A 21,452-nucleotide genomic window follows, 5' to 3' on the forward strand; every position below is an offset into this window, starting at 1 on the left:
CCGCCAGACCTCGAAGAACATTCCGTCCGACCTCGGCAAATGTGAGCAGGACCATAGAACCTCAAGGGAACCTCAAGTAACGATACGGATTCAGAGGTTCCCGAATCCGTTCGCCTCGGATTCACTGGACCGACTCGTACACCGCTCGTGCGAGATGCTCCTCCTCGCGTAAAGGAAATCCGTCCATGACCCCTGGTTCGGGCCTCCAAGCAGGACTCAAGAACCGCCACCTGACGATGATCGCGATCGGTGGTGTCATCGGAGCCGGCCTTTTCGTCGGTTCCAGCTCCGGTATCGCCACCGCCGGACCGGGCATCCTCCTGTCGTACGCGCTCGTCGGCACCCTCGTCGTCCTCGTGATGCGGATGCTCGGCGAGATGTCCGCCGCCAACCCCACCTCCGGCTCCTTCTCCGAGCACGCCGACCGTGCCCTCGGCCGCTGGGCCGGGTTCTCCATCGGCTGGCTCTACTGGTTCTTCTGGGTCGTCGTGCTGGCCGTCGAGGCCACCGCCGGCGCCAAGATCCTCTCGGGCTGGGTCCCGGGTGTGCCGCAGTGGGGCTGGGCGCTCATCGTGATGACCGTGCTGACCGCGACCAACCTGGTCTCCGTCGGCTCCTACGGCGAGTTCGAGTTCTGGTTCGCCGGTATCAAGGTCGTGGCGATCGGCGCGTTCATCGTCGTCGGCCTGCTGGCCATCTTCGGCGTGCTTCCGGGGGTGCACACCGACAAGGCCTCCTTCGGCAACCTCGCGAACCACGGCGGCTTCCTGCCGCACGGCCCCGGCTCGATCCTCACCGGTGTGCTGCTGGTCGTCTTCTCCTTCATGGGCAGCGAGATCGCCACGCTCGCGGCCGGTGAGTCGGAGGACCCGCAGCGGGCGGTCACCAAGTCCACCAACAGCATCATCTGGCGCATCGGCGTCTTCTACCTGGGCTCGATCCTGGTCGTGGTCTCGCTGCTGCCGTGGAACGACCCGTCCATCGCGAAGCAGGGCTCCTACGTCGCCGCGCTGAACTCGCTCGGCATCCCCAACGCCGGTCAGATCATGAACGTCATCATCCTGACCTCGGTGCTGTCCTGCCTCAACTCCGGCCTGTACACGGCCTCCCGCATGGCGTTCTCGCTGGGCCAGCGCGGTGACGCCCCCAAGGCGTTCGCCCGCACGACCTCCCGCGGTGTGCCGATGGCGGCGATCCTGGCCTCGGTCGTCTTCGGCTTCGTGGCGGTCTTCTTCAACTACGCGTACCCGGACACGGTCTTCCTCTTCCTGCTGAACTCCAGTGGCGCGGTCGCCCTGTTCGTGTGGCTGGCGATCTGCCTCTCGCAGCTGCGCATGCGCCGGATCATCCAGCGGGAGGCGCCGGAGAAGCTCGTCGTGAAGATGTGGCTCTACCCGTACCTGACCTGGGTGACGGCCGCCTTCATCGTCGGCGTCCTCGGCTACATGCTGACCGACACCAAGGGCGCGAGCAGCGGCCGTAACACCGTGCTGCTGTCGGTGGCCGTGGCAGCGGTCGTGGTGATCATCGCCCTGGTGAAGCAGAAGCTCACGGCGAACCGCCCGGCCCCCGCGGTCGGGGCCCCGGCCGACAAGGTCTCCGTGGGCTGATCCGCCCTCCTCCGCGACTGCAGCACGGTGAAGGACCCCCTTCGCCGTGCTGTACGTCGTCAAGGCCGGGGGTACGGCAAGCGAACCGGAACCCGGCGGTCTAGAAGCCGTGCGGCAGCCACGGCGACACCGGGGAGCCGAACGCCACCGACGCCTCCGGCAGCGCGCCCGGCCGCAGCTCCCGTACCCGTCCGGCCGCCGCGAGCGACAGCAGCGTCACGCCGCCGAGGTAGGACGCGCCCAACTCCCGTACGGAGAGGGAGAGATCGGCGGTGTCGGTCGTACGCTCGCAGGACGCGCCCTTCGGGTCCCCCGTCAGGCGCCAGCGCCCCGCGTTCCACGGGCAGAAGGCGTCCTCCACCTCCAGTACGACGTCCACCGGCGCCTGATACGTACGCGCCGACAGTGCCGCACCCACGTCGACGAGACGGACGTACGCGTCGTCCCTCAGGCGCGGCCGGCAGCGGCGGGTGTCCGAGACCAGGTAGCGCCAGGCGTCGTCGACCGGTCGCGATCCCACCGACAGCGTCGTCATCAGGTCGATGCCGAGCAGGAACCGCCACAGCGCCGCCTCGGTGACGGGATCGAGCGCGGCCAGGTCCTTCAGCTGGACCGTGCCGTCGTGCCCGGCCTCGCCCCAGCCGATCTTGGTCCTGAAGCGGACGTATCCCGTCACCTCGCCGTCCCGTTCGGCCACCACGCACTGCAGCGCCGACGCCCCGCCCCGCTCGCTCTCCGGGTCGAGGAGACCGGCCCGCTCCCAGCCGGGCTGCCGGGCCAGCATGCCGGGCCGCAGCGGCACCAGCGCCGCGTAGACCGCCTCGCAGGCGCCGAGGACGTCGGCGGGCGCGGCGTAGCGCAGTCGTACGTCGTCCACGCCGGGCGGCAGGGACAGCGTCACCCGGCCCGTGTCGATCTCGGCGGTCGTACGGAAGGTGGCCGCGCCGTACCCGAAGCGGCCGTAGATCGCGGGCTCGGACGCGGTCAGCGCCGCGAGCGGCTCGCCCAGCGCCCGTACGTCGTCCAGTTGCCGGCGCATCATCGAGGTCAGCACCCCGCGCCGCCGGTGGGTGGCCGCCACGCTCACCATGGTCACGCCGGCCGTCGGGACCGCGGCACCGCCCGGCACGGTCATCCGGAAGCTGAAGGCCCCCGTCGTGCCGACGATCTCGTCCCCGTTCCACGCGGCCAGGGAACGGTCGAACTCGGTCACCGACCTGTCCAGTTCGCGCTCCTCGGGCGATGCCGCCGAGGCGCCGAAGGCCCGGTACAGCACGTCGTACCACCGGTCCCAGTCGGACTCGCGCAGCACCTTCAACTCGGTTCGCCGGTCAGACGCCATGAGCCATGACTAGCAGGGCATCGCGGGGCGAGCCAGCGAATTTCTCCCGGACGGCGGCGCGATGGACTCGCGTGCCGTTCACTGTGAGGACGAACCGAGGACGAACCGACGACGAAACGACGACGAACGAACGACCACGAGCGACGACGAACCGCGAAGTCGAGCCTCGCACGGGGGACAAGTGAGACCTCCCGTGCCAAGCAGCCGGTCCGATGGATAGGGTCGCGAACTAATGGCAGCAGGACGAGAGCGGCGCGCGAAGGCCGAGACGTTCACGGCCCGGTGGAAGATGCAGTGGCACCGGGCCCGCACCGGCCTGCGCAGAAGCGCCGTGGACTACTTCCGCGGCGACGGCTCCGACTGGATCGCGTTCGCCGGACTGCTGCTCACCATCCCGGTCCTCATGGCCATGACCCTGGTCGACTCGGTGTGGTGCTCCCCGGCCACCCTGGTGCTGCCGATCATCGCCGGCGGCCTGCTGCTGCGCCCGGCGAGCCTGCTCGGCCTGTACGCGGCGGGGGCCACCGCGCTGATCGTGGAGTCGGTGCGGCTCGGGCCGTACACCGAGGGGCCGTCGCGGGTCACTCCGGGCGTGGTGCTGGTGGTGGCCGCGTGTGGTTTCTTCGGCCTGCTCACGGCCCAGTTCCGCAGCCGGGTCGGGGTGCCCTGGCGGCGTGGCGGCACCATGCTGTTCGACCTGCGCGAACGGATCCGGGTGCAGAGCAAGCTGCCGAAGCTGCCGCAGGGCTGGCACCACGAGATGGCGCTGCGGCCGGCGGGCGGTCAGTCCTTCTCCGGGGACTTCGTGGTCGCGGCCCGGACGAACGGCGGCCGGACGCTGGAGGTCGTGCTCACGGACGTGTCCGGCAAGGGCATGGACGCGGGATCGCGCGCCCTGCTGCTGTCGGGGGCCTTCGGCGGCCTCCTGGGCTCCCTTCCCCCGCACGCCTTCCTCCCGGCCGCGAACGGCTACCTCCTGCGCCAGGACTGGGACGAGGGCTTCGCCACCTCCATCCATCTCGTCCTGGACCTCGACTCCGGCGACTACGAGCTGTACACCGCCGGACATCCGCCGGGGCTGCAGCTGAGCGCGGGCAGCGGACGCTGGGAGGAGAAGGCCGCCGAGGGTCCGCTCCTCGGTGTGTACGACGGCGCCCAGTTCGACCCCGTGAAGGGCTCGCTGCGCCCCGGTGACGTGTTGATGCTGTTCACGGACGGTCTGGTGGAAACGTCCGACCGCGACATCGTCGAGGGCATCGACCGGCTCACCGGCGAGGCCGACCGCTATGTCGCCGGCGGCTTCCACGGTGCCGCCTGGCACCTCATCGAGGCGGTCGCGAAGGACGTCAACGACGACCGGGCCCTGCTGCTGATCTGCCGTCGGCCGGCCCCGCTGACGACCCACTGATCAGCCGACTTCGCGGACCCGGCCGACGGGGGTGGGGGCGGTGGGCCGTCGGCAGCTTCCGGTGGACGTTCGGAGGGCGTTCGGTGGCATTCGGCGGACGCCGGCCGGGCGTTCGGTGGGCTTTCGGCGGGTATGCGGTCCCCTGCCCGCTCGCCCGGCCTCCGCGCCGCGGGACACTGGGCCGATGACTCAGCTCACGCTCGCCGAGGTCGAGGCCGTCGCCCGCGCCGCCTACGAGGGCCAGACCGACAAGGCCGGACGGCCGTACGCCGAACATCTCGCCGCCGTCGCCGCCGGTGTGCGCGCCCGGGGCGGGGACGCGGAACAGATCGCGGCGGCCTGGCTGCACGACTCCGTCGAGGACGACGCGCTCACCCGGCAGTGGCTCGAACAGGCCGCCCTGAGCGCCCGCACCAAGGCCATCGTGGACGCCCTCACCAAGCGGCCGGGGGAGGAGCCGGAGGCGTATGCGGGGCGGATCCTCGCGACTCCGGGCGCACGGCTCGTGAAGGAGGCCGACCTGGCGCACAACGCCGATCCGGAGCGGCTCGCGGTCCTGGACGAGCCGACCCGGACACGACTGACCGAGAAGTACGCCCGGATGCGCGCACTTCTCGGTCAGTCGGAGCCGGGGGCCGGGGCGGCGAGCCGGGGTGCTAGGCGCTGACCTTCTCGCGCTCACGTTCCTTTCGCTGCCGGTCGCGGGCGAGTTCCGCCGCGTCCTGCTTGAACGCCCACTCCATCCTCGGCTCCATCGCGAACCGGAAGACGCGCTGTACGGGTTTGGTGCACAGCAGGGTGACGGCGGCGCCGAACGCGAGGGTCACCAGGATCTCGCCGAGCGGGCGGTGCAGCCAGGGGTGGTCGAACCAGCCGCGGTAGTCGGCGAACTTCACCAGGAAGCCGTGCAGCAGATAGCCGTAGAGGGTGCCAGCGCCCAGGGCCGTGAACCACGTCTTCCGGCCGGGCACCCAGGCGAAGAAGCACGCCGTCAGCAGCAGCGAGCAGCCCATCATCGCCAGCGTCATCACCGGGCCGCACCACCAGGGCGCGCCCAGCTCCTGTGCGGAGTCCCGGTGGTAGAACCAGGCGGTGTTCATGCGCGGTACCGCCCACCAGCCGACGGCCAGCGCGGCGGCGAACACCGGCACCGCGGCGATCCGCACCGAGCGCCGGCGCACCAGCTGGAAGTGCTCGGGCTTCATGCACAGGCCGAGCACGAAGTACGGCAGGAACTGCAGCACGCGCTGCAGATCGAGGTCGTCACCGATGTTCGGGGTGACGGACGCCAGCATGGCGATGCCGAGGGCGACCGCGAACGGCGAGCGCACCAGCTTCCAGATCGGCGTCGTCAGCCGCCAGATGAACAGGGCGACCAGGAACCAGGTCAGGTACCAGGGATCGAGGAGGCTGATCTCCTCGTGCGAGCCCGTGATCAGGTTCTTGAACGTCGGGTACGCCGTCTCGAAGAGGACGTACGGCACCACGACACCGGTGATCAGCCGCTTCAGCCGGTCGGGGCGCATGTCGAAACTGCGCGAGAAGAAGCCGGAGATGATGATGAACGCCGGCATGTGGAAGCAGTACACGACCGTGTACATGCCCTCCAGGATCCGGCTGTCGCCCTTCAGCGGCTCCCACGAGTGACCCATCGCGACGAGCACGATCGCCAGGTACTTGGCGTTGTCGAAGAACGAGTCGCGCTGTTTGCCGGCGCGCTGTTGGCTCTCACGCTGTTTGCCGGGTCTGTCCGCGTTCGTCTGCCGGTCCTGCGTACTCGGCGGGGTACGCGGACTGGGCACTCCCTCCGCCGGCGACTGTGCCGGGGGGAGCGGCCTGCGGTTCTGGCCGGGGGACGAGGCGGCGTCAAACATCTCAGGCACCCTAGCGTCGTCTGTGGGATTTCGTAAAACCCCAGCAGTCATTCCTGGTTAACGCCTTCGGATACCCGTCGATTTACAGAACTCGACATCTCTGTCTACGTGATGGTGCGCACACAGGGGCCGTCGACTCACCCTCGATGTCCCGATTCATCCCGACTAAATGGGGCATACGGCGTCTCTGTGCCATCAATTCGAATTACCTGCGCACAGGATGTGTGGAGGTGGAAACGAAGTCGCGTGATTTCCAGGGGAGTCATGCGTGGGCGGCCCGGTCGAATTACCGTGCGGTGCTTCGTCCGCGCCGGTCGGGTGTCCGACGTCGTGTCACGGGCCGCATGGGCGGGCCGGGTTGGTGGCACGATGGTTCTGGCGGGGGTGCGCGGGGCGTGCCTCCGGGCCGGGAGAGCGGACCGACCGAGGGTGTGATCAGTTGTGGCCATTTCACTGTCTGTGGTGGTGCTGTTGGCGATCATCCTGGTAGTGCTCCTGAGAGGGGGGAGCATCAAGGCGGGCCCCGCGATCGTCGCGGTCCTCTTCGGTTTCTTCCTCGCCTCGACCGGCATGGCCCCGTCCATCGACCGCTTCCTGAACTCGATAGCGGACTCGATCAGCTCGATCAAGTTCTGACCGGAGCTGCTGACCGGAGCGGGGCCCGCGCGTGCCGCCCGTGGCAGTTCGACGGGCCGTGCAGGGGGTGCGGACCGGCGATGCCGCACGGGCGGCGCCGCTCTCCGTCACAGGCGGATGACGACCAGCGCGATGTCGTCGCCGGCGCCCTCGGCGACCCCGAGGCGGGCCAGCAGCGTGTCGGCCAGCTGGTCGGGGGCGAGCGTGGTGATCTCGGCCAGGGCCTTGGTCAGGCGGGCCAGTCCGGCGTAGATGTCGTGGTCGCGGCGCTCGATGAGCCCGTCGGTGTAGAGCACCAGCGTGTCTCCCCGGGTGTAGGTCGCGCTGGCCTGGGGGCGGGGGACGTGGTGCGGACGGGCGCCGAGCGGCGGATCGGTGGCCTGGTCCAGAAACTCGGACCTGCCGTCGCGGTGGAGCAGGACGGGCGGTGGGTGCCCGGCGCTGCTGTAGATGATCAGTCTGGTGCGGGGGTCGACGAGTACCTTGACCGCGGTCGCGGCCGTCGCGCCCTCCATGGAGCGGGCGTACAGGCCCAGGATCTCCAGGGCCTGGGCCGGGCTGGGAAGGGCCCGGATGGCTGCGCTCAGAGCGCTGCGGAGCATGCCCATGACGGCCGCGGCGTGCAGGCCGTGGCCGACCACGTCTCCGACCGCCACCGAGTAGCGGTCGGGTGGCAGGTCGACGATGTCGTACCAGTCGCCGCACACGTTGAGTGAGGAGGTCGCGGGCAGGTACCGCACGGCGATGTTGGCGTGCCGGAGCAGGTCGGCGTCGTCGAGCATGGCCTCCTGCAAGGTCACGGCGACCTGGCGTTCGCGGGCGTGGGCCTGGCGCAGTTCCTGGTTCAGCCGGTGCAGCTCTCGCGCCCTGACGTAGAGCTCGGCCGCTATGCCTTCGTCCCGTCCGGTGGAGCGACCTGCCCGGCCCGAGCGGACGAAGGTGGTGACGTCGTCGGCCTGCTGGACGATCCACTCCACCGTGCCGTCCGGTCCGGGAATCGGGGTGTGGACCTCGGACCACCACCGCTCCTCGAACGTGCCCGGCTGGTGGCGGACGGGCATGTCGTACCGCTGCAGCGTCAGGGTGTGCGGCTTCCTGGTGTCCAGGACCTCCAGCATCGACGCCTTCAGGTGTCCGGCGTCGCCCCCGGGGGCGCCGGGGTTTTCCGGCAGGGCGTCGAAGAAGTACTTCCCCATCAGCTCGTCCCTGGTTCGCCCGGTGATCTGAAGATATGCCGGATTCACGTAGCGGATCACCAGATCCCTGTCCAGCACCAGATACGGGCTCGGTGCGGCCTCGCAGAAGGCCGTGAAATCTATGTCTCGTGGCATACGCGCTCTCCAGGGTTTGCGAGCGCGGCTGACTTAAATGTCATCTTACGGGCGATCCGCGGTCCGGGCTCTCCCTGTGTCCGGCGCGCCGGGGACGCGGCGCGCCGGGGGCGCGGAGGGCCGAACGGCCCCGGGAACGGCTGAAGGCCCAGGCAGCGGGAATCATCCTCTTGCCTGGGCCTTCGCCGTACAGAGCGGGCGACGGGAATCGAACCCGCGTAGCTAGTTTGGAAGACTAGGGCTCTACCATTGAGCTACGCCCGCACGAGCGCCGCAGGTCCGTGACCGCGGCACTGGAGTGCATCGTAGCGGGTCGCCCGCCGCCGAGGCCAACGAGTTCGACCAGGTGATCCGCCTCGAAGAATGCTGCCGACGGATCCGCCCGGGGCATGTACCCTACGTGTCGCACCAGACGGGGTGTGGCGCAGCTTGGTAGCGCGTCCGCTTTGGGAGCGGAAGGCCGTGGGTTCAAATCCCGCCACCCCGACCAATGCTCACGCATCTGCTCACGACGTCGTGATGATCGCCTTTTGGGGCGCTGACCCGCTGCGGTTACTATGCAAGCTGCGCGCCCGTGTGACCCGGCCCTCACGGCCTACGTACTCCTCCGGGCGGCGAATCCGCCGGACCTGTCTGGCTCCGGCGAAATCCAAGAAGTCAGCCACAAGGAGACCGAACCGTGAAGAGCGCCGTGGAGACCCTGAACCCGACCCGGGTTCGGCTCACTGTCGAGGTGCCCTTCGAGGAGCTCAAGGACAGCCTCGACGCGGCGTACAAGAAGATCAACCAGCAGGTCACGGTGAAGGGCTTCCGCAAGGGCAAGATCCCGGCCCGGGTCATCGACCAGCGGTTCGGTCGTGGCGCCGTTCTCGAGGAGGCCGTCAACGACGCGCTTCCGAAGTTCTACACCGAGGCGGTCAACGAGGCCGAGCTCAGCCCGCTGGGCCAGCCCGAGGTCGACATCACCGAGCTGAAGGACGGCGAGACGCTGAACTTCACCGCCGAGGTCGACATCCGCCCGGCCCTGGAGATCCCGGACTACTCCGGCATCGAGGTCGAGGTCGACGCCGTCGAGGTCACCGACGAGGACATCGAGAAGTCGGTCGAGCAGCTGCGCGAGCGCTTCGCCTCCACCGCCCCGGTCGAGCGTGCCGCCGAGGACGGCGACGTCGTCACCATCGACCTCGAGGCCAAGGTCGACGGCGAGGTGCTGGAGGACGGCATCGCCAACGGCGTCTCCTACACCATCGGCTCCGGCGAGCTGCTGGACGGCATCGACGACGCCGTGAAGGGCCTGGAGGCCGGTGGCGAGGCCACCTTCACCTCCGAGCTCAAGGGCGGCTCGGCGGCCGGCCAGGAGGCCGAGGTCACCGTCAAGGTCACCCAGGTCGCCGCCCGCGAACTGCCCGCGCTGGACGACGAGTTCGCGCAGCTCGCCTCCGAGTTCGACACCCTCGACGAGCTGAAGGCCGACAGCCGCAAGCGCCTGGCCAACATGAAGCAGTTCGACCAGGCCACCCAGGCCCAGGAGCGCGTCCTGGAGAAGCTCCTCGAGCTGGTCGAGGTCCCCGTCCCCGAGAAGCTGCTCGAGGACGAGATCAACACCCGCAAGCACAACCTGGAGCACCACCAGCTCGGCCAGATGGGCCTGACCCTCGACAAGTACCTGGAGATCCAGGGCAAGACCGCCGAGGAGTTCGACACCGAGACCCGCGAGGCCGCGGTCAAGGGCATCAAGACCCAGTTCGTCCTGGACGAGCTGGTCAAGAAGGAGCAGCTCAACGTCAACCAGGAGGAGCTCACCGAGCACCTCATGCGGCGCGCTGCCTCCTCCGGCATGTCCCCCGACCAGTTCGCCCAGGCCGTCGTCGAGGGCGGCCAGGTGCCGCTCCTGGTCGGCGAGGTCGCCCGCGGCAAGGCCCTGGCCGTCGTGGTCGAGGCCGCCACGGTGAAGGACACCAACGGCGAGATCGTCGACCTGGACGACGAGGAGGAGGAGACCGAGGCCGCCGAGGCGTCGGAGACCTCCGAGGAGAACGCCGAGGGCTGAGCAGCCCTACGGCGCCTCTGAAGCGCGTACACAGGCCCCTGAGAGTCTCTCCCGGGGGCCTGTGTCGTATGCGGGGGGAGCAGCCGACCGAAGGGGCGCGGGGAACTGCGCGAACAGCCCCCACCCACCCGCACCCCGACGATCACCCGCACCACCCCGCACGAACCGCACCGGCCCCCATGCGGAGCGCTACGCCCCCGGCGAACACCCCCATCTCCGGGATTCCCCGAAGGGACCCTCGCGTTAGGGTCCATGAAAGGCAGAACAATGAGACGGCCCGGCGCCGTCGTAAGACGAGCAGGTGGATACGTGACGAATCTGATGCCCTCAGCCGCCGGCGAGCCTTCCATCGGTGGTGGCCTCGGCGACCAGGTCTACAACCGGCTGCTCGGCGAGCGGATCATCTTCCTCGGCCAGCAGGTTGACGACGACATCGCCAACAAGATCACCGCGCAGCTGCTGCTCCTCGCCGCCGATCCGGACAAGGACATCTACCTCTACATCAACAGCCCCGGCGGCTCGGTGACGGCCGGCATGGCGATCTACGACACCATGCAGTACATCCCGAACGACGTCGTCACGATCGGCATGGGCATGGCGGCCTCGATGGGCCAGTTCCTGCTCACCGGCGGCACCGCCGGCAAGCGCTTCGCCCTGCCGCACACGGACATCATGATGCACCAGGGCTCCGCGGGCCTGGGCGGTACGGTCTCGGACATCAAGATCCAGGCCCAGTACCTGCTGCGCACGAAGAAGACCATGTCCGAGCTGACCGCGCAGCACTCCGGCCAGTCCGTCGAGACGATCATCCGCGATGGCGACCGCGACCGCTGGTTCACCCCGGAGGAGGCCAAGGAGTACGGTCTCATTGACGAGATCATCACGCACGCCTCGGGTGTTCCGGGAGGCGGCGGCACCGGTGCCTGACCGGCCCGGCCGCGCCACGCACCGACGAGACACCAGCCCCCGAACGCCACCAGGACGGTGAACCCCATGAGCAACTTCCCCGGCGCCGCCAGCGGCATGTACGAAGGGCCCCGCCCCGACAGTCGCTACGTCATTCCGCGCTTCGTCGAGCGCACCTCCCAGGGCATCCGCGAGTACGACCCGTACGCGAAGCTCTTCGAGGAGCGCGTGATCTTCCTGGGCGTCCAGATCGACGACGCCTCCGCCAACGACGTCATGGCGCAGCTGCTGTGCCTGGAGTCGATGGACCCGGACCGGGACATCTCGATCTACATCAACAGCCCCGGTGGCGACATGACCGCTCTCACGGCGATCTACGACACCATGCAGTTCGTGAAGCCCGACATCCAGACGGTCTGCATGGGTCAGGCGGCCTCCGCCGCGGCCATCCTGCTCGCCGCCGGCACCCCGGGCAAGCGCATGGCGCTGCCGAACTCCCGCGTGCTGATCCACCAGCCGGCGGGCTCCACCGGCCGCGGTCAGCTGTCCGACCTGGAGATCATCGCCAACGAGTTCACCCGGATGCGTGAGCAGCTGGAGAACATGCTGGCCAAGCACTCGAACCGGCCGATCGAGCAGGTCCGCGAGGACATCGAGCGCGACAAGATCCTCACGGCCGAGGAGGCGCTGGAGTACGGCCTCGTCGACCAGATCATCTCCACCCGCAAGCTGAACAACGCCGCGGTCCGCTGAGGCGGAGCGGCACACACCTTGCCCCTCTTGGCACGGTGCACGTCAAAGTGAACCCTGCCAAGAGGGGCCCGAACACCGGGCCCGGCAAGGTACCGTCGGACATAAGGCAGCACCAGGAGCCGCTGGATTCGAAAGCGTCCAGGCGTCTCCCAGGCGAAGGGGAAGCACACCGTGGCACGCATCGGTGACGGCGGCGATCTGCTCAAGTGCTCGTTCTGCGGCAAGAGCCAGAAGCAGGTCAAGAAGCTCATCGCAGGGCCCGGTGTGTACATCTGCGACGAGTGCATCGATCTCTGCAACGAGATCATCGAGGAGGAACTCGCCGAGACGAGCGAGGTGCGCTGGGAGGAACTCCCGAAGCCCCGCGAGATCTACGAGTTCCTCGAGGGCTACGTAGTCGGCCAGGAGGCGGCGAAGAAGGCCCTGTCCGTCGCGGTGTACAACCACTACAAGCGGGTCCAGGCGGGCGAGAACGGCGGCCCGGGCGGCCGTGACGACGCCATCGAGCTGGCGAAGTCCAACATCCTCCTGCTGGGCCCCACGGGCTCCGGCAAGACCCTGCTCGCGCAGACCCTGGCGCGCATGCTGAACGTCCCCTTCGCGATCGCCGACGCGACGGCGCTGACGGAGGCCGGTTATGTGGGCGAAGACGTCGAGAACATCCTCCTGAAACTGATCCAGGCGGCGGACTACGACGTCAAGAAGGCCGAGACCGGGATCATCTACATCGATGAGATCGACAAGGTGGCGAGGAAGAGCGAGAACCCCTCGATCACCCGGGACGTCTCGGGCGAAGGCGTCCAGCAGGCCCTCCTGAAGATCCTCGAAGGCACCACGGCCTCGGTCCCGCCCCAGGGCGGCCGCAAGCACCCGCACCAGGAGTTCATCCAGATCGACACGACGAACGTCCTGTTCATCGTGGGCGGTGCCTTCGCCGGCCTGGAGAAGATCATCGAGGCCCGCGCGGGCGCCAAGGGCATCGGCTTCGGCGCCACCATCCTCTCCAAGCGCGAGCTGGAGTCGAAGGACGTCTTCGAGGACGTCATGCCGGAGGACCTGGTCAAGTTCGGCATGATCCCGGAGTTCATCGGCCGCCTCCCGGTGATCACCTCGGTCCACAACCTCGACCGCGAAGCGCTCCTGAAGATCCTGGTGGAACCCCGCAACGCCCTGGTCAAGCAGTACCAGCGGCTCTTCGAACTCGACGGCGTGGAGCTGGACTTCGAGCGCGAGGCCCTGGAGGCCATCGCCGACCAGGCCATCCTCCGCCAGACCGGCGCCCGAGGCCTCCGCGCCATCATGGAGGAAGTCCTCCAGGGCGTCATGTACGAGGTCCCGTCCCGCAAGGACGTGGCCCGCGTCGTCATCACCGCCGACGTGGTCCTCTCCAACGTCAACCCGACCCTGATCCCGCGGGACGCCCGGGGCCGGGGCTCGGGCGAGCAGAAGTCGGCGTAGCCGTATCGGCGAAGCCGCGGACGGTGCCCGGCACGTACTGTGCCGGGCACCGTCCGTTTGAGGCCTGCCGCACACGCGGGTGGGTTCAAAGTGAATAGAGCGAGGCGGGCTTTGGCGGCAGCAGCCCTGGTGGCGGCTGCGGGGGTTGTGCCGCTCGTAACGGCTACTCCGGCAAGCGCGGACAGCGTTCGGGGGCGTCCCGCTGGATTGCGCGGGGCGCCCCCGAGGCTGTTGCCGACCGCTCAGGCTTTGACGCGTACGTCGTTGCGGATCTTGGCTGCCAGTTCCGCCGTGTCATCGATCGTGCCGCCGTTACCGGAGGCAAGCGCGGCGAGGCTGAACCCGGACACCCGGGCCACCGTGCTGTGGTCGGCCCAGATGCAGACCGGAACCTTGACCGTCTTCGGCGTTCCACCGGACCCCGCCGACGAACTGGTGTCGTCGACCTGGATCACCTGGCACTTCATGATGCCGTCGGAGAAGCCCGACGGGTTGACCGTCTGAGGGCTGCCGATCAGCTTGCCCTTCGTGTCCGAGCCGCCCTGGTCCTTCTCGGACGCCGCCTTGGCCTTGGCGAACACGGCGTCGAGGACCGCTCCCGGGTCGTCGATCGTGCCGTACACACCGCTGAACGAGAGGCCCCTGGCGGTGAAACCCTTGCCGTTCTGGTACGAGCCGCTGACACCCGTCGGGTTCTTGACGCCGGCCTTCTCGAAGTCCTTGAGGTCGGACGAGGTGACCTCGTCACCGTTTGAGGTCGCCGACTTCTTGTACGTCCCGTTGATCACCGTCGCCGGAGCGATCAGCTTGTGCGGGCCGTCGTCCGCGACGCTTCCGCTGCCACCGCTTCCGCTGCCGCTGATCGCGAAGTACACGCCCACCGCCACGGCCGCCACCACGGCCACCGCGCCGATGATCAGGCCCGTCTTCTTCTTGCCGCCGCCCGGAGCCGGGGGCTGGGGCATGCCGTAGGGCTGCTGGCCGTACGGGTTCGGCTGCTGCGGCGCGCCCTGCTGCGGGTAGCCGTAACCCGGCTGCGGGGGAGCCTGCTGGGGGTAGCCGTACCCCGGCTGCGGCGGAGCCGGAGGCGCCTGCTGGGGGTAGCCGTAGCCGGGCTGCGGGGCCTGCGGCTGCTGGCCGTAGGGGCCCGGCTGGCCGTAGGGCCCCGGCTGACCGTACGAACCCGGCTGCCCCTGCTGGCCGTACGGACCCGGCTGCTGGGGCGGCCCGCCGTACGGGCCCGGCTGGTTGTTGCTCATCTCTGGGTTCCCCTCCAGATGCTTATGTGTTCCTGACATCCTGGACCAGGCACAGGAAACGCACGGCACCGGGGGGCGCACCGTTACACAACAAACGCGTTTCGGGACCGCCCCGTGACACCTCTAAACTGACCCCCGTGACCGACAACGCTCAGCAGCAGCCACCCGCGCCCGACTCCGAACTGCCGACCCAGTACGCGCCGGCCGATGTAGAGGGGCCGCTGTACGAGCGCTGGGTAGAGCGCGGTTACTTCGAGGCGGACGCCAAGAGCGACAAGCCGCCGTACACGGTCGTCATCCCGCCGCCGAACGTCACGGGCAGCCTGCACCTGGGCCACGCCTTCGAGCACACCCTCATCGACGCCCTGACCCGCCGTAAGCGCATGCAGGGCTACGAGACGCTGTGGCAGCCCGGCATGGACCACGCCGGTATCGCCACGCAGAACGTCGTCGAGAGGGAGCTGGGCAAGGAGGGGAAGTCCCGGCACGACCTCGGTCGTGAGGCGTTCGTCGAGCGCGTCTGGCGGTGGAAGGGCGAGTCCGGCGGGCAGATCTCCGGCCAGATGCGCCGCCTCGGCGACGGTGTCGCCTGGTCGCGTGAGCGGTTCACCATGGACGAGGGGCTGTCCCAGGCCGTCCAGACCATCTTCAAGCGCCTGTACGACGACGAGCTGATCTACCGCGCCGAGCGCATCATCAACTGGTGCCCGCGCTGTCTGACGGCCATCTCGGACATCGAGGTCGAGTACCAGGACGACGACGGCGAGCTCGTCTCCATGAAGTACGGCGAGGGGGACGACACGATCGTCGTCGCCACCACCCGTGCCGAGACGATGCTCGGCGACACCGCCATCGCCGTCCACCCCGACGACGAGCGCTACCAGCACCTCGTCGGCAAGCTCATCAGGCTCCCGCTGACCGACCGTTCCATCCCGGTCGTCGCGGACACCCACGTCGACCCCGAGTTCGGCACCGGCGCCGTCAAGGTCACCCCGGCCCACGACCCGAACGACTTCGAGATCGGCCAGCGGCACGACCTGCCGTCCATCACGATCATGGACGAGCACGCCGTCATCACCGCTCACGGTCCCTTCCAGGGCCTGGACCGGCTCGAGGCCCGCTCCGCCATCGTCGCCGCGCTGCGCGCCGAGGGCCGGATCGTCGCCGAGAAGCGGCCGTACGTCCACTCCGTGGGTCACTGCTCGCGCTGCAAGACCACCATCGAGCCGCGTCTGTCGATGCAGTGGTGGGTCAAGGTCGGCCCGCTGGCCAAGGCCGCCGGCGACGCCGTCCGCGACGGCCGCGTCAAGATCCATCCGCAGGAGATGGAGAAGCGGTACTTCGACTGGGTCGACAACCTCCACGACTGGTGCATCTCGCGGCAGTTGTGGTGGGGACACCGGATCCCCGTCTGGTACGGCCCGAACGGCGAGGTCGTCTGCGTCGGCCCCGACGAGGAAGCCCCCACCGGCGAGGGCTGGCACCAGGACACCGACGTCCTCGACACCTGGTTCTCCTCCGGCCTGTGGCCCTTCTCCACCCTCGGCTGGCCCGAACAGACCGAGTCGCTCGCGAAGTTCTACCCGAACTCCGTCCTGGTCACCGGCTACGACATCCTCTTCTTCTGGGTCGCCCGGATGATGATGTTCGGCCTGTACGCGATGGACGGCACCCCGCCGTTCCACACCATCGCCCTGCACGGCATGGTCCGCGACCAGTTCGGCAAGAAGATGTCGAAGTCCTTCGGCAACGCGGTCAACCCGCTGGACTGGATGGACAAGTACGGCTCCGACGCGCTCCGCTTCACCCTCGCGCGCGGCGCCAATCCCGGCGTCGACGTCCCGATCGGCGAGGACTGGGTCCAGGGCTCCCGCAACTTCGCCAACAAGATCTGGAACGCCACCCGCTTCGCGCTGATGAACGGCGCGACGGTGGAGGGCGAGCTGCCGGACCCGTCGAAGATGTCGGCGACCGACCGCTGGATCCTCTCCCGCCTGAACTCGGTCGTCGCCGAAGTCGACGCGTACTACGACGACTTCCAGTTCGCCAAGCTGTCGGACACCCTCTTCCACTTCGCCTGGGACGAGGTCTTCGACTGGTACGTCGAGCTGTCCAAGACCGTCTTCCAGGCGGGCGGCGAGCCGGCCGAGGTCAGCAAGCGGGTCCTGGGCGAGGTCCTCGACGTCACCCTCAAGCTGCTCCACCCGGTGGTCCCGTTCGTCACGGAGACCCTGTGGACGACCCTCACCGGCGGCGAGTCGGTCGTCATCGCCGAGTGGCCGCAGGACAGCGGCTTCCGCGACGCCGACGCCGAGCGGGAGATCGAGACCCTGCAGTCGGTCATCACCGAGGTCCGCCGCTTCCGCGCCGACCAGGGCCTGCAGCCCGGCCAGCGCGTCCCGGCCCGCCTGACGCTCGACGGTACGGCTCTCGCCCCGCACGAGGCCGCCATCCGCCAGCTCCTGCGTCTGCAGCCGGAGGGCGAGTCCTTCACGGCCACGGCCACGCTGCCGGTCGCCGGTGCCGAGGTCGCCCTCGACCTCTCCGGCACGATCGACGTGGCCGCCGAGCGCAAGCGCCTCGCGAAGGACCTGGCGGCGGCGGAGAAGGAGCGCCAGCAGGCGGAGGCCAAGCTCGGCAACGAGGCGTTCCTCGCCAAGGCCCCGGAGAGCGTGGTGGACAAGATCCGCACGCGCCTGGCCAAGGCCGAGGAGGACATCGCGCGGATTGCCGCGCAGCTGGAGAGGCTGCCGCAGGCCTGACGGTTCGTACGGCGCTGAAGACCCCCGGAGCTGTTCAGGCACCGGGGGTCTTCGCGCACCCAGGGACGGGCGCTGCTCGCTGGGAGGTGCCTCCGCCGCCACTCTGGGCTTCGCTCGAGCGGGGGGACCCCCACCGCCCACTCGTGCCGCCTGAGGTCCCCCCAGGCCTTCATGGCGCTTGGGGGAGGCACGACTGCCCGCAGCGGCGGCGCTGACAAGCGGGCGGCACCGCAGCTCCCCAAGGGGCGCGGGGAACTGCGCGACCAGCCCCCGCGCACCCGCACGCGGGCGACAAGGCAAGCCACCCCATACCAGCGCCGCGAAGCCACCGCCCGCTCCGTAGACTGGCACCGTGAGCGACCACCCCGGCACCAGCGACACCCCCGACCCCCTCGACGGCTTCGACGAGATCATCGACGCCGAGACCACCCGCGACCCCGATCTCGCCGTGATCGAGGCCGGCAGCCGCACCCTGCGCACCCAGGGCGGGCTGTCGCAGGCCGACGTACCCACGCGGCCCGAGGACCCGGAGGTCGACAAGGCCCTGCGCGAGGTCGAGGCCGAGTTGGCCACCCGCTGGGGCGAGACCAAGCTGGAGCCCTCGGTCAGCCGCATCTCCGCGCTGATGGACGTCCTCGGCGAGCCCCAGCGCTCGTACCCCTCGATCCACATCACGGGCACGAACGGCAAGACCTCCACCGCCCGCATGATCGAGGCCCTGCTCGGTGCCTTCGAGCTGCGCACCGGCCGCTACACCAGCCCGCATGTGCAGTCGATCACCGAGCGCATCAGCCTGGACGGCGCCCCGGTCTCCGCCGAGCGGTTCATCGAGACGTACCAGGACATCAAGCCGTACGTCGAGATGGTGGACGGACAGCAGGAGTACCGGCTGTCCTTCTTCGAGGTCCTCACCGGCATGGCGTACGCCGCCTTCGCGGACGCCCCCGTGGACGTCGCCGTCGTCGAGGTCGGCATGGGCGGCTCCTGGGACGCCACCAACGTCATCGACGGCGATGTCGCCGTGATCACCCCGATCGACCTGGATCACACCGACCGCCTCGGCGAGACGCCCGCGGAGATCGCCGGCGAGAAGGGCGGGATCATCAAGCAGGACGCGACCGTGATCCTGGCCCAGCAGCCGGTCGACGCGGCGCAGGTGCTGCTGAAGAAGGCCGTCGAGGTGGACGCCACCGTGGCCCGCGAGGGGCTGGAGTTCGGGGTCGTCGCCCGGCAGGTCGCCGTCGGCGGGCAGCTGGTCACGCTGCGCGGCCTCGGCGGCGAGTACCCCGAGCTGTACCTCCCACTGCACGGCGCCCACCAGGCGCACAACGCGGCCGTCGCCCTCGCCGCCGTCGAGGCGTTCTTCGGCGTCGGCGCGCAGCGCGCGGAATCGCTGGACATCGACACCGTCCGGAAGGCCTTCGCCGCCGTGTCGTCACCGGGGCGCCTGGAGGTCGTACGGCGCTCCCCGACCGTCGTGCTGGACGCCGCGCACAACCCGGCGGGCGCCCGGGTGACCGCGGAGGCGGTGCAGGAGGCGTTCGATTTCAGCCGGCTGATCGGTGTCGTGGGCGCGAGCGGCGACAAGAACGTGCGGGGGCTGCTGGAGGCCTTCGAGCCGATCTTCGCCGAGATCGTCGTCACGCAGAACTCCACCCCTCGGGCGATGGACGCGGACGAGCTGGCCGCGATCGCGGTCGAGGTGTTCGGCGAGGAGCGGGTGCAGGTCGAGCCGCGGTTGCCGGACGCCCTGGAGGCCGCGATCACGCTGGCCGAGGAGGAGGGCGAGTTCGCGGGCGGCGGTGTGCTGGTCACCGGTTCCGTCATCACCGTCGGCGAGGCCCGGCTGCTGCTGGGGAAGGGCTGAGAGTCGAAGATGCGTACGCTCTGTGCATCGACCTTGATCGGCGAGTTCTTCGTCATCGGGTTCGCCGGGCTCGTCGCCATGAAGGACCCGAGCCTGTCCGTCTCCACGGTGTGGCTGGTCAGCGGGATCGCCATGCTGCTGTGTGTGCTGCTGTGCGGCATGGTGACCCGGCCCGGCGGGGTGGCCCTCGGCTGGGCCCTGCAGCTCGCCCTGATCGCCTCCGGCGTCTTCGTCCCGACCATGTACTTCATGGGCGCGGTGTTCGCGGCGCTGTGGTGGGCGTCGGTGCACTTCGGCAGAAAGGTGGACGAGGCGAAGGCGAGATTCGCCGCCCGGGCGGAGTCCGGTTCGTCTACACCTGACGCTGCGTAACGGGCGGGCCGACACGCCCTGTAACCTCGTCCCACCACCGCAGACGTCCGTCAGAAGGAGTCCTCCCGTGACCCAGCGCACCCTCGTCCTGCTCAAGCCCGACGCCGTCCGTCGAGGCCTGACCGGCGAGATCATCAGCCGTATCGAGCGCAAGGCCGGCTGGCAGATCACCGCGCTGGAGCTGCGCACCCTGGATCGCGCCACGCTGGAGCAGCACTACGCCGAGCACGTCGGCAAGCCGTTCTACGAGCCGCTGGTCGAGTTCATGTCCTCCGGCCCGGTCGTCGTGCTGATCGTCGAGGGCGAGCGGGTCATCGAGGGCGTGCGCGCGCTCGCCGGCCCGACCGACCCGATCGCCGCGGCGCCGGGCTCGATCCGCGGCGACTTCGGTGTGATCGTCCGCGAGAACCTGATCCACGCCTCCGACTCCGAGGAGTCCGCCGAGCGCGAGGTGAAGATCTTCTTCTCGGGCCGGGCGTGAGCGTCGGCGAGCTGAGTTTTCGGTAATTTTTCTGAGTGGGCGTCAGCTCTGTCCGGTGGCGCCTGAGCAGGGACGGCCGTACATTTCCGGCCGTCCCTTGGCATATGCCTTGCCGTTCGGGGGAACGCGTGCCTCCGTTGGACCGTCTCCACAAGCGGGGCGGGGCGCCACATGGTGACAATGGCGGAGACCCTCGCGCAGTGTTAGCGAAGGCACGTTTACGATGGAGGCCTTCGCGTCACCGCACCCGCCTCGCCGACCTGATATGCCCTCAAAAGCTCGGGAAGGCCAGATGAATCCGGATGGGGAACTCAATGTCGTTCATCGGCCGTGACATGGCTGTCGACCTCGGGACCGCCAACACGCTGGTGTACGTCAGGGGTCGCGGAATCGTACTCAACGAACCGTCCGTCGTCGCGATCAACACCAACACGGGTGGGATCCTCGCGGTCGGTGCCGAAGCGAAGAAGATGATCGGCCGGACGCCGGGCAACATCGTGGCCGTCCGCCCGCTGAAGGACGGCGTGATCGCCGACTTCGAGATCACCGAGCGGATGCTCCGCTATTTCATCCTGAAGATCCACAAGCGGCGCTATCTGGCCCGGCCGCGGGTGGTCGTCTGTGTGCCCTCGGGCATCACGGGCGTCGAGCGCCGCGCCGTGATCGAGGCGTCCTCCCAGGCGGGTGCGCGCCAGGTGCACATCATCGAGGAGCCCATGGCCGCCGCCATCGGCTCCGGCCTGCCGGTCCACGAGGCCACCGGCAACATGGTGGTGGACATCGGCGGTGGTACCACGGAGGTCGCGGTCATCTCGCTCGGCGGCATCGTCACCGCCCAGTCCATCCGGGTCGCGGGCGACGAACTGGACAACGCGATCATCCAGTACATCAAGAAGGAGTACAGCCTTCTGCTGGGTGAGCGCACGGCCGAGCAGATCAAGATCACCATCGGTTCGGCGTACGACGGCGACTCCGACGAGCACACCGAAGTCCGCGGCCGGGACCTGGTGTCCGGGCTGCCCAAGACCGTGGTCATCTCGGCCGCCGAGGTCCGCAAGGCGATCGAGGAGCCGGTCAACGCGATCGTCGACGCGGTCAAGACCACCCTCGACAAGTGCCCGCCGGAGCTGTCCGGCGACATCATGGACCGAGGAATCGTTCTGACCGGCGGCGGCGCCCTGCTGCGCGGGCTCGACGAGCGGCTGCGCCGGGAGACCGGCATGCCGATCCACATCGCCGAGGATCCGCTGGACAGCGTCGCGCTCGGTTCCGGCAAGTGCGTCGAGGAGTTCGAAGCGCTGCAGCAGGTCCTGGACGCCCAGCCGCGCAGATGACGTAACTCT

Annotated in this window: 17 protein-coding genes and 2 tRNA genes; 14 read left to right on the forward strand and 5 right to left on the reverse strand. The window is 69.0% G+C overall.

What is annotated here, in order from left to right; genetic code table 11:
* Positions 1–185: 185 nt before the first annotated feature.
* Positions 186–1,610, forward strand: a complete 1,425-nt coding sequence (locus SRB17_RS02315) for an amino acid permease (protein WP_153534143.1) — start codon at positions 186–188, stop codon at positions 1,608–1,610.
* Positions 1,611–1,710: 100 nt separating this feature from the next.
* Here the strand turns inward: SRB17_RS02315 and SRB17_RS02320 are convergent, their stop codons facing one another.
* Positions 1,711–2,952, reverse strand: coding sequence for a GNAT family N-acetyltransferase (locus tag SRB17_RS02320; RefSeq protein ID WP_153534145.1), 1,242 nt, complete (start codon positions 2,950–2,952; stop codon positions 1,711–1,713).
* 232 nt (positions 2,953–3,184) lie between these two features.
* Between SRB17_RS02320 and SRB17_RS02325 the strand changes: the two genes are divergently transcribed.
* Positions 3,185–4,360, forward strand: a complete 1,176-nt coding sequence (locus SRB17_RS02325) for a PP2C family protein-serine/threonine phosphatase (RefSeq protein WP_153534147.1) — start codon at positions 3,185–3,187, stop codon at positions 4,358–4,360.
* 184 nt (positions 4,361–4,544) lie between these two features.
* Complete coding sequence (locus SRB17_RS02330; protein WP_153534149.1) at positions 4,545–5,027, forward strand: HD domain-containing protein; 483 nt, start codon at positions 4,545–4,547, stop codon at positions 5,025–5,027.
* Here the strand turns inward: SRB17_RS02330 and SRB17_RS02335 are convergent.
* Positions 5,017–6,234 (reverse strand): acyltransferase family protein, encoded by a 1,218-nt coding sequence (locus SRB17_RS02335; protein WP_153534151.1) that lies wholly within the window; start codon positions 6,232–6,234, stop codon positions 5,017–5,019. The two genes, SRB17_RS02330 and SRB17_RS02335, sit on opposite strands and share 11 nt — an antisense overlap.
* A gap of 441 nt (positions 6,235–6,675) precedes the next feature.
* On the opposite strand from SRB17_RS02335, the gene SRB17_RS02340 reads away from it, so the two are divergent.
* Positions 6,676–6,870, forward strand: a complete 195-nt coding sequence (locus SRB17_RS02340; protein ID WP_323374857.1) for a hypothetical protein — start codon at positions 6,676–6,678, stop codon at positions 6,868–6,870.
* A 107-nt stretch (positions 6,871–6,977) separates the two neighbouring features.
* Here SRB17_RS02340 and SRB17_RS02345 read toward each other — a convergent pair whose 3' ends face one another.
* Together SRB17_RS02345 and SRB17_RS02350 are read right to left on the reverse strand one after the other, a co-directional pair.
* Positions 6,978–8,201 carry a PP2C family protein-serine/threonine phosphatase gene (locus tag SRB17_RS02345; protein WP_153534154.1) on the reverse strand — a complete coding sequence of 408 codons (1,224 nt, stop codon included), beginning with the start codon at positions 8,199–8,201 and terminating at the stop codon, positions 6,978–6,980.
* Positions 8,202–8,394: 193 nt separating this feature from the next.
* Positions 8,395–8,465, reverse strand: a tRNA-Gly gene (locus tag SRB17_RS02350).
* Positions 8,466–8,614: 149 nt separating this feature from the next.
* On the opposite strand from SRB17_RS02350, the gene SRB17_RS02355 reads away from it, so the two are divergent.
* The 5 genes from SRB17_RS02355 (at position 8,615) to clpX (ending at position 13,368) form a co-directional block, all read left to right on the forward strand.
* Positions 8,615–8,691: transfer RNA gene (locus SRB17_RS02355), tRNA-Pro, on the forward strand.
* Positions 8,692–8,880: 189 nt separating this feature from the next.
* Positions 8,881–10,251 (forward strand): trigger factor, encoded by a 1,371-nt coding sequence (gene tig / locus SRB17_RS02360; RefSeq protein ID WP_323374858.1) that lies wholly within the window; start codon positions 8,881–8,883, stop codon positions 10,249–10,251.
* A 321-nt stretch (positions 10,252–10,572) separates the two neighbouring features.
* Positions 10,573–11,178 (forward strand): ATP-dependent Clp protease proteolytic subunit, encoded by a 606-nt coding sequence (locus SRB17_RS02365; protein ID WP_194293922.1) that lies wholly within the window; start codon positions 10,573–10,575, stop codon positions 11,176–11,178.
* A gap of 66 nt (positions 11,179–11,244) precedes the next feature.
* On the forward strand, positions 11,245–11,910 hold the full coding sequence (locus SRB17_RS02370; protein ID WP_059249543.1) for an ATP-dependent Clp protease proteolytic subunit: 666 nt from the start codon (positions 11,245–11,247) through the stop codon (positions 11,908–11,910).
* Positions 11,911–12,081: 171 nt separating this feature from the next.
* Positions 12,082–13,368 (forward strand): ATP-dependent Clp protease ATP-binding subunit ClpX, encoded by a 1,287-nt coding sequence (gene clpX / locus SRB17_RS02375; protein ID WP_189948500.1) that lies wholly within the window; start codon positions 12,082–12,084, stop codon positions 13,366–13,368.
* A gap of 242 nt (positions 13,369–13,610) precedes the next feature.
* Here clpX and SRB17_RS02380 read toward each other — a convergent pair whose 3' ends face one another.
* Positions 13,611–14,627 (reverse strand): hypothetical protein, encoded by a 1,017-nt coding sequence (locus tag SRB17_RS02380; protein WP_153534158.1) that lies wholly within the window; start codon positions 14,625–14,627, stop codon positions 13,611–13,613.
* Between the two features lie 137 nt (positions 14,628–14,764).
* Here SRB17_RS02380 and SRB17_RS02385 point away from each other — a divergent pair, with 137 nt between their 5' ends.
* The 5 genes from SRB17_RS02385 to SRB17_RS02405 all read left to right on the forward strand — a co-directional run bounded on the left by SRB17_RS02385 (position 14,765) and on the right by SRB17_RS02405 (position 21,443).
* Positions 14,765–17,389, forward strand: a complete 2,625-nt coding sequence (locus tag SRB17_RS02385) for a valine--tRNA ligase (protein WP_323374859.1) — start codon at positions 14,765–14,767, stop codon at positions 17,387–17,389.
* Between the two features lie 352 nt (positions 17,390–17,741).
* Positions 17,742–19,256 carry a bifunctional tetrahydrofolate synthase/dihydrofolate synthase gene (gene folC, locus SRB17_RS02390; protein ID WP_323374860.1) on the forward strand — a complete coding sequence of 505 codons (1,515 nt, stop codon included), beginning with the start codon at positions 17,742–17,744 and terminating at the stop codon, positions 19,254–19,256.
* 9 nt (positions 19,257–19,265) lie between these two features.
* A complete protein-coding gene (locus SRB17_RS02395) occupies positions 19,266–19,628 on the forward strand; it encodes a DUF4233 domain-containing protein (protein ID WP_153534160.1) in 363 nt (120 codons plus the stop codon).
* 67 nt (positions 19,629–19,695) lie between these two features.
* On the forward strand, positions 19,696–20,109 hold the full coding sequence (gene ndk / locus SRB17_RS02400) for a nucleoside-diphosphate kinase (protein ID WP_323374861.1): 414 nt from the start codon (positions 19,696–19,698) through the stop codon (positions 20,107–20,109).
* A gap of 314 nt (positions 20,110–20,423) precedes the next feature.
* Positions 20,424–21,443, forward strand: coding sequence for a rod shape-determining protein (locus tag SRB17_RS02405; RefSeq protein ID WP_153534162.1), 1,020 nt, complete (start codon positions 20,424–20,426; stop codon positions 21,441–21,443).
* Positions 21,444–21,452 lie beyond the last annotated feature (9 nt).

This window comes from Streptomyces sp. RB17 (assembly GCF_009604455.1).
GTDB lineage: Bacteria > Actinomycetota > Actinomycetes > Streptomycetales > Streptomycetaceae > Streptomyces.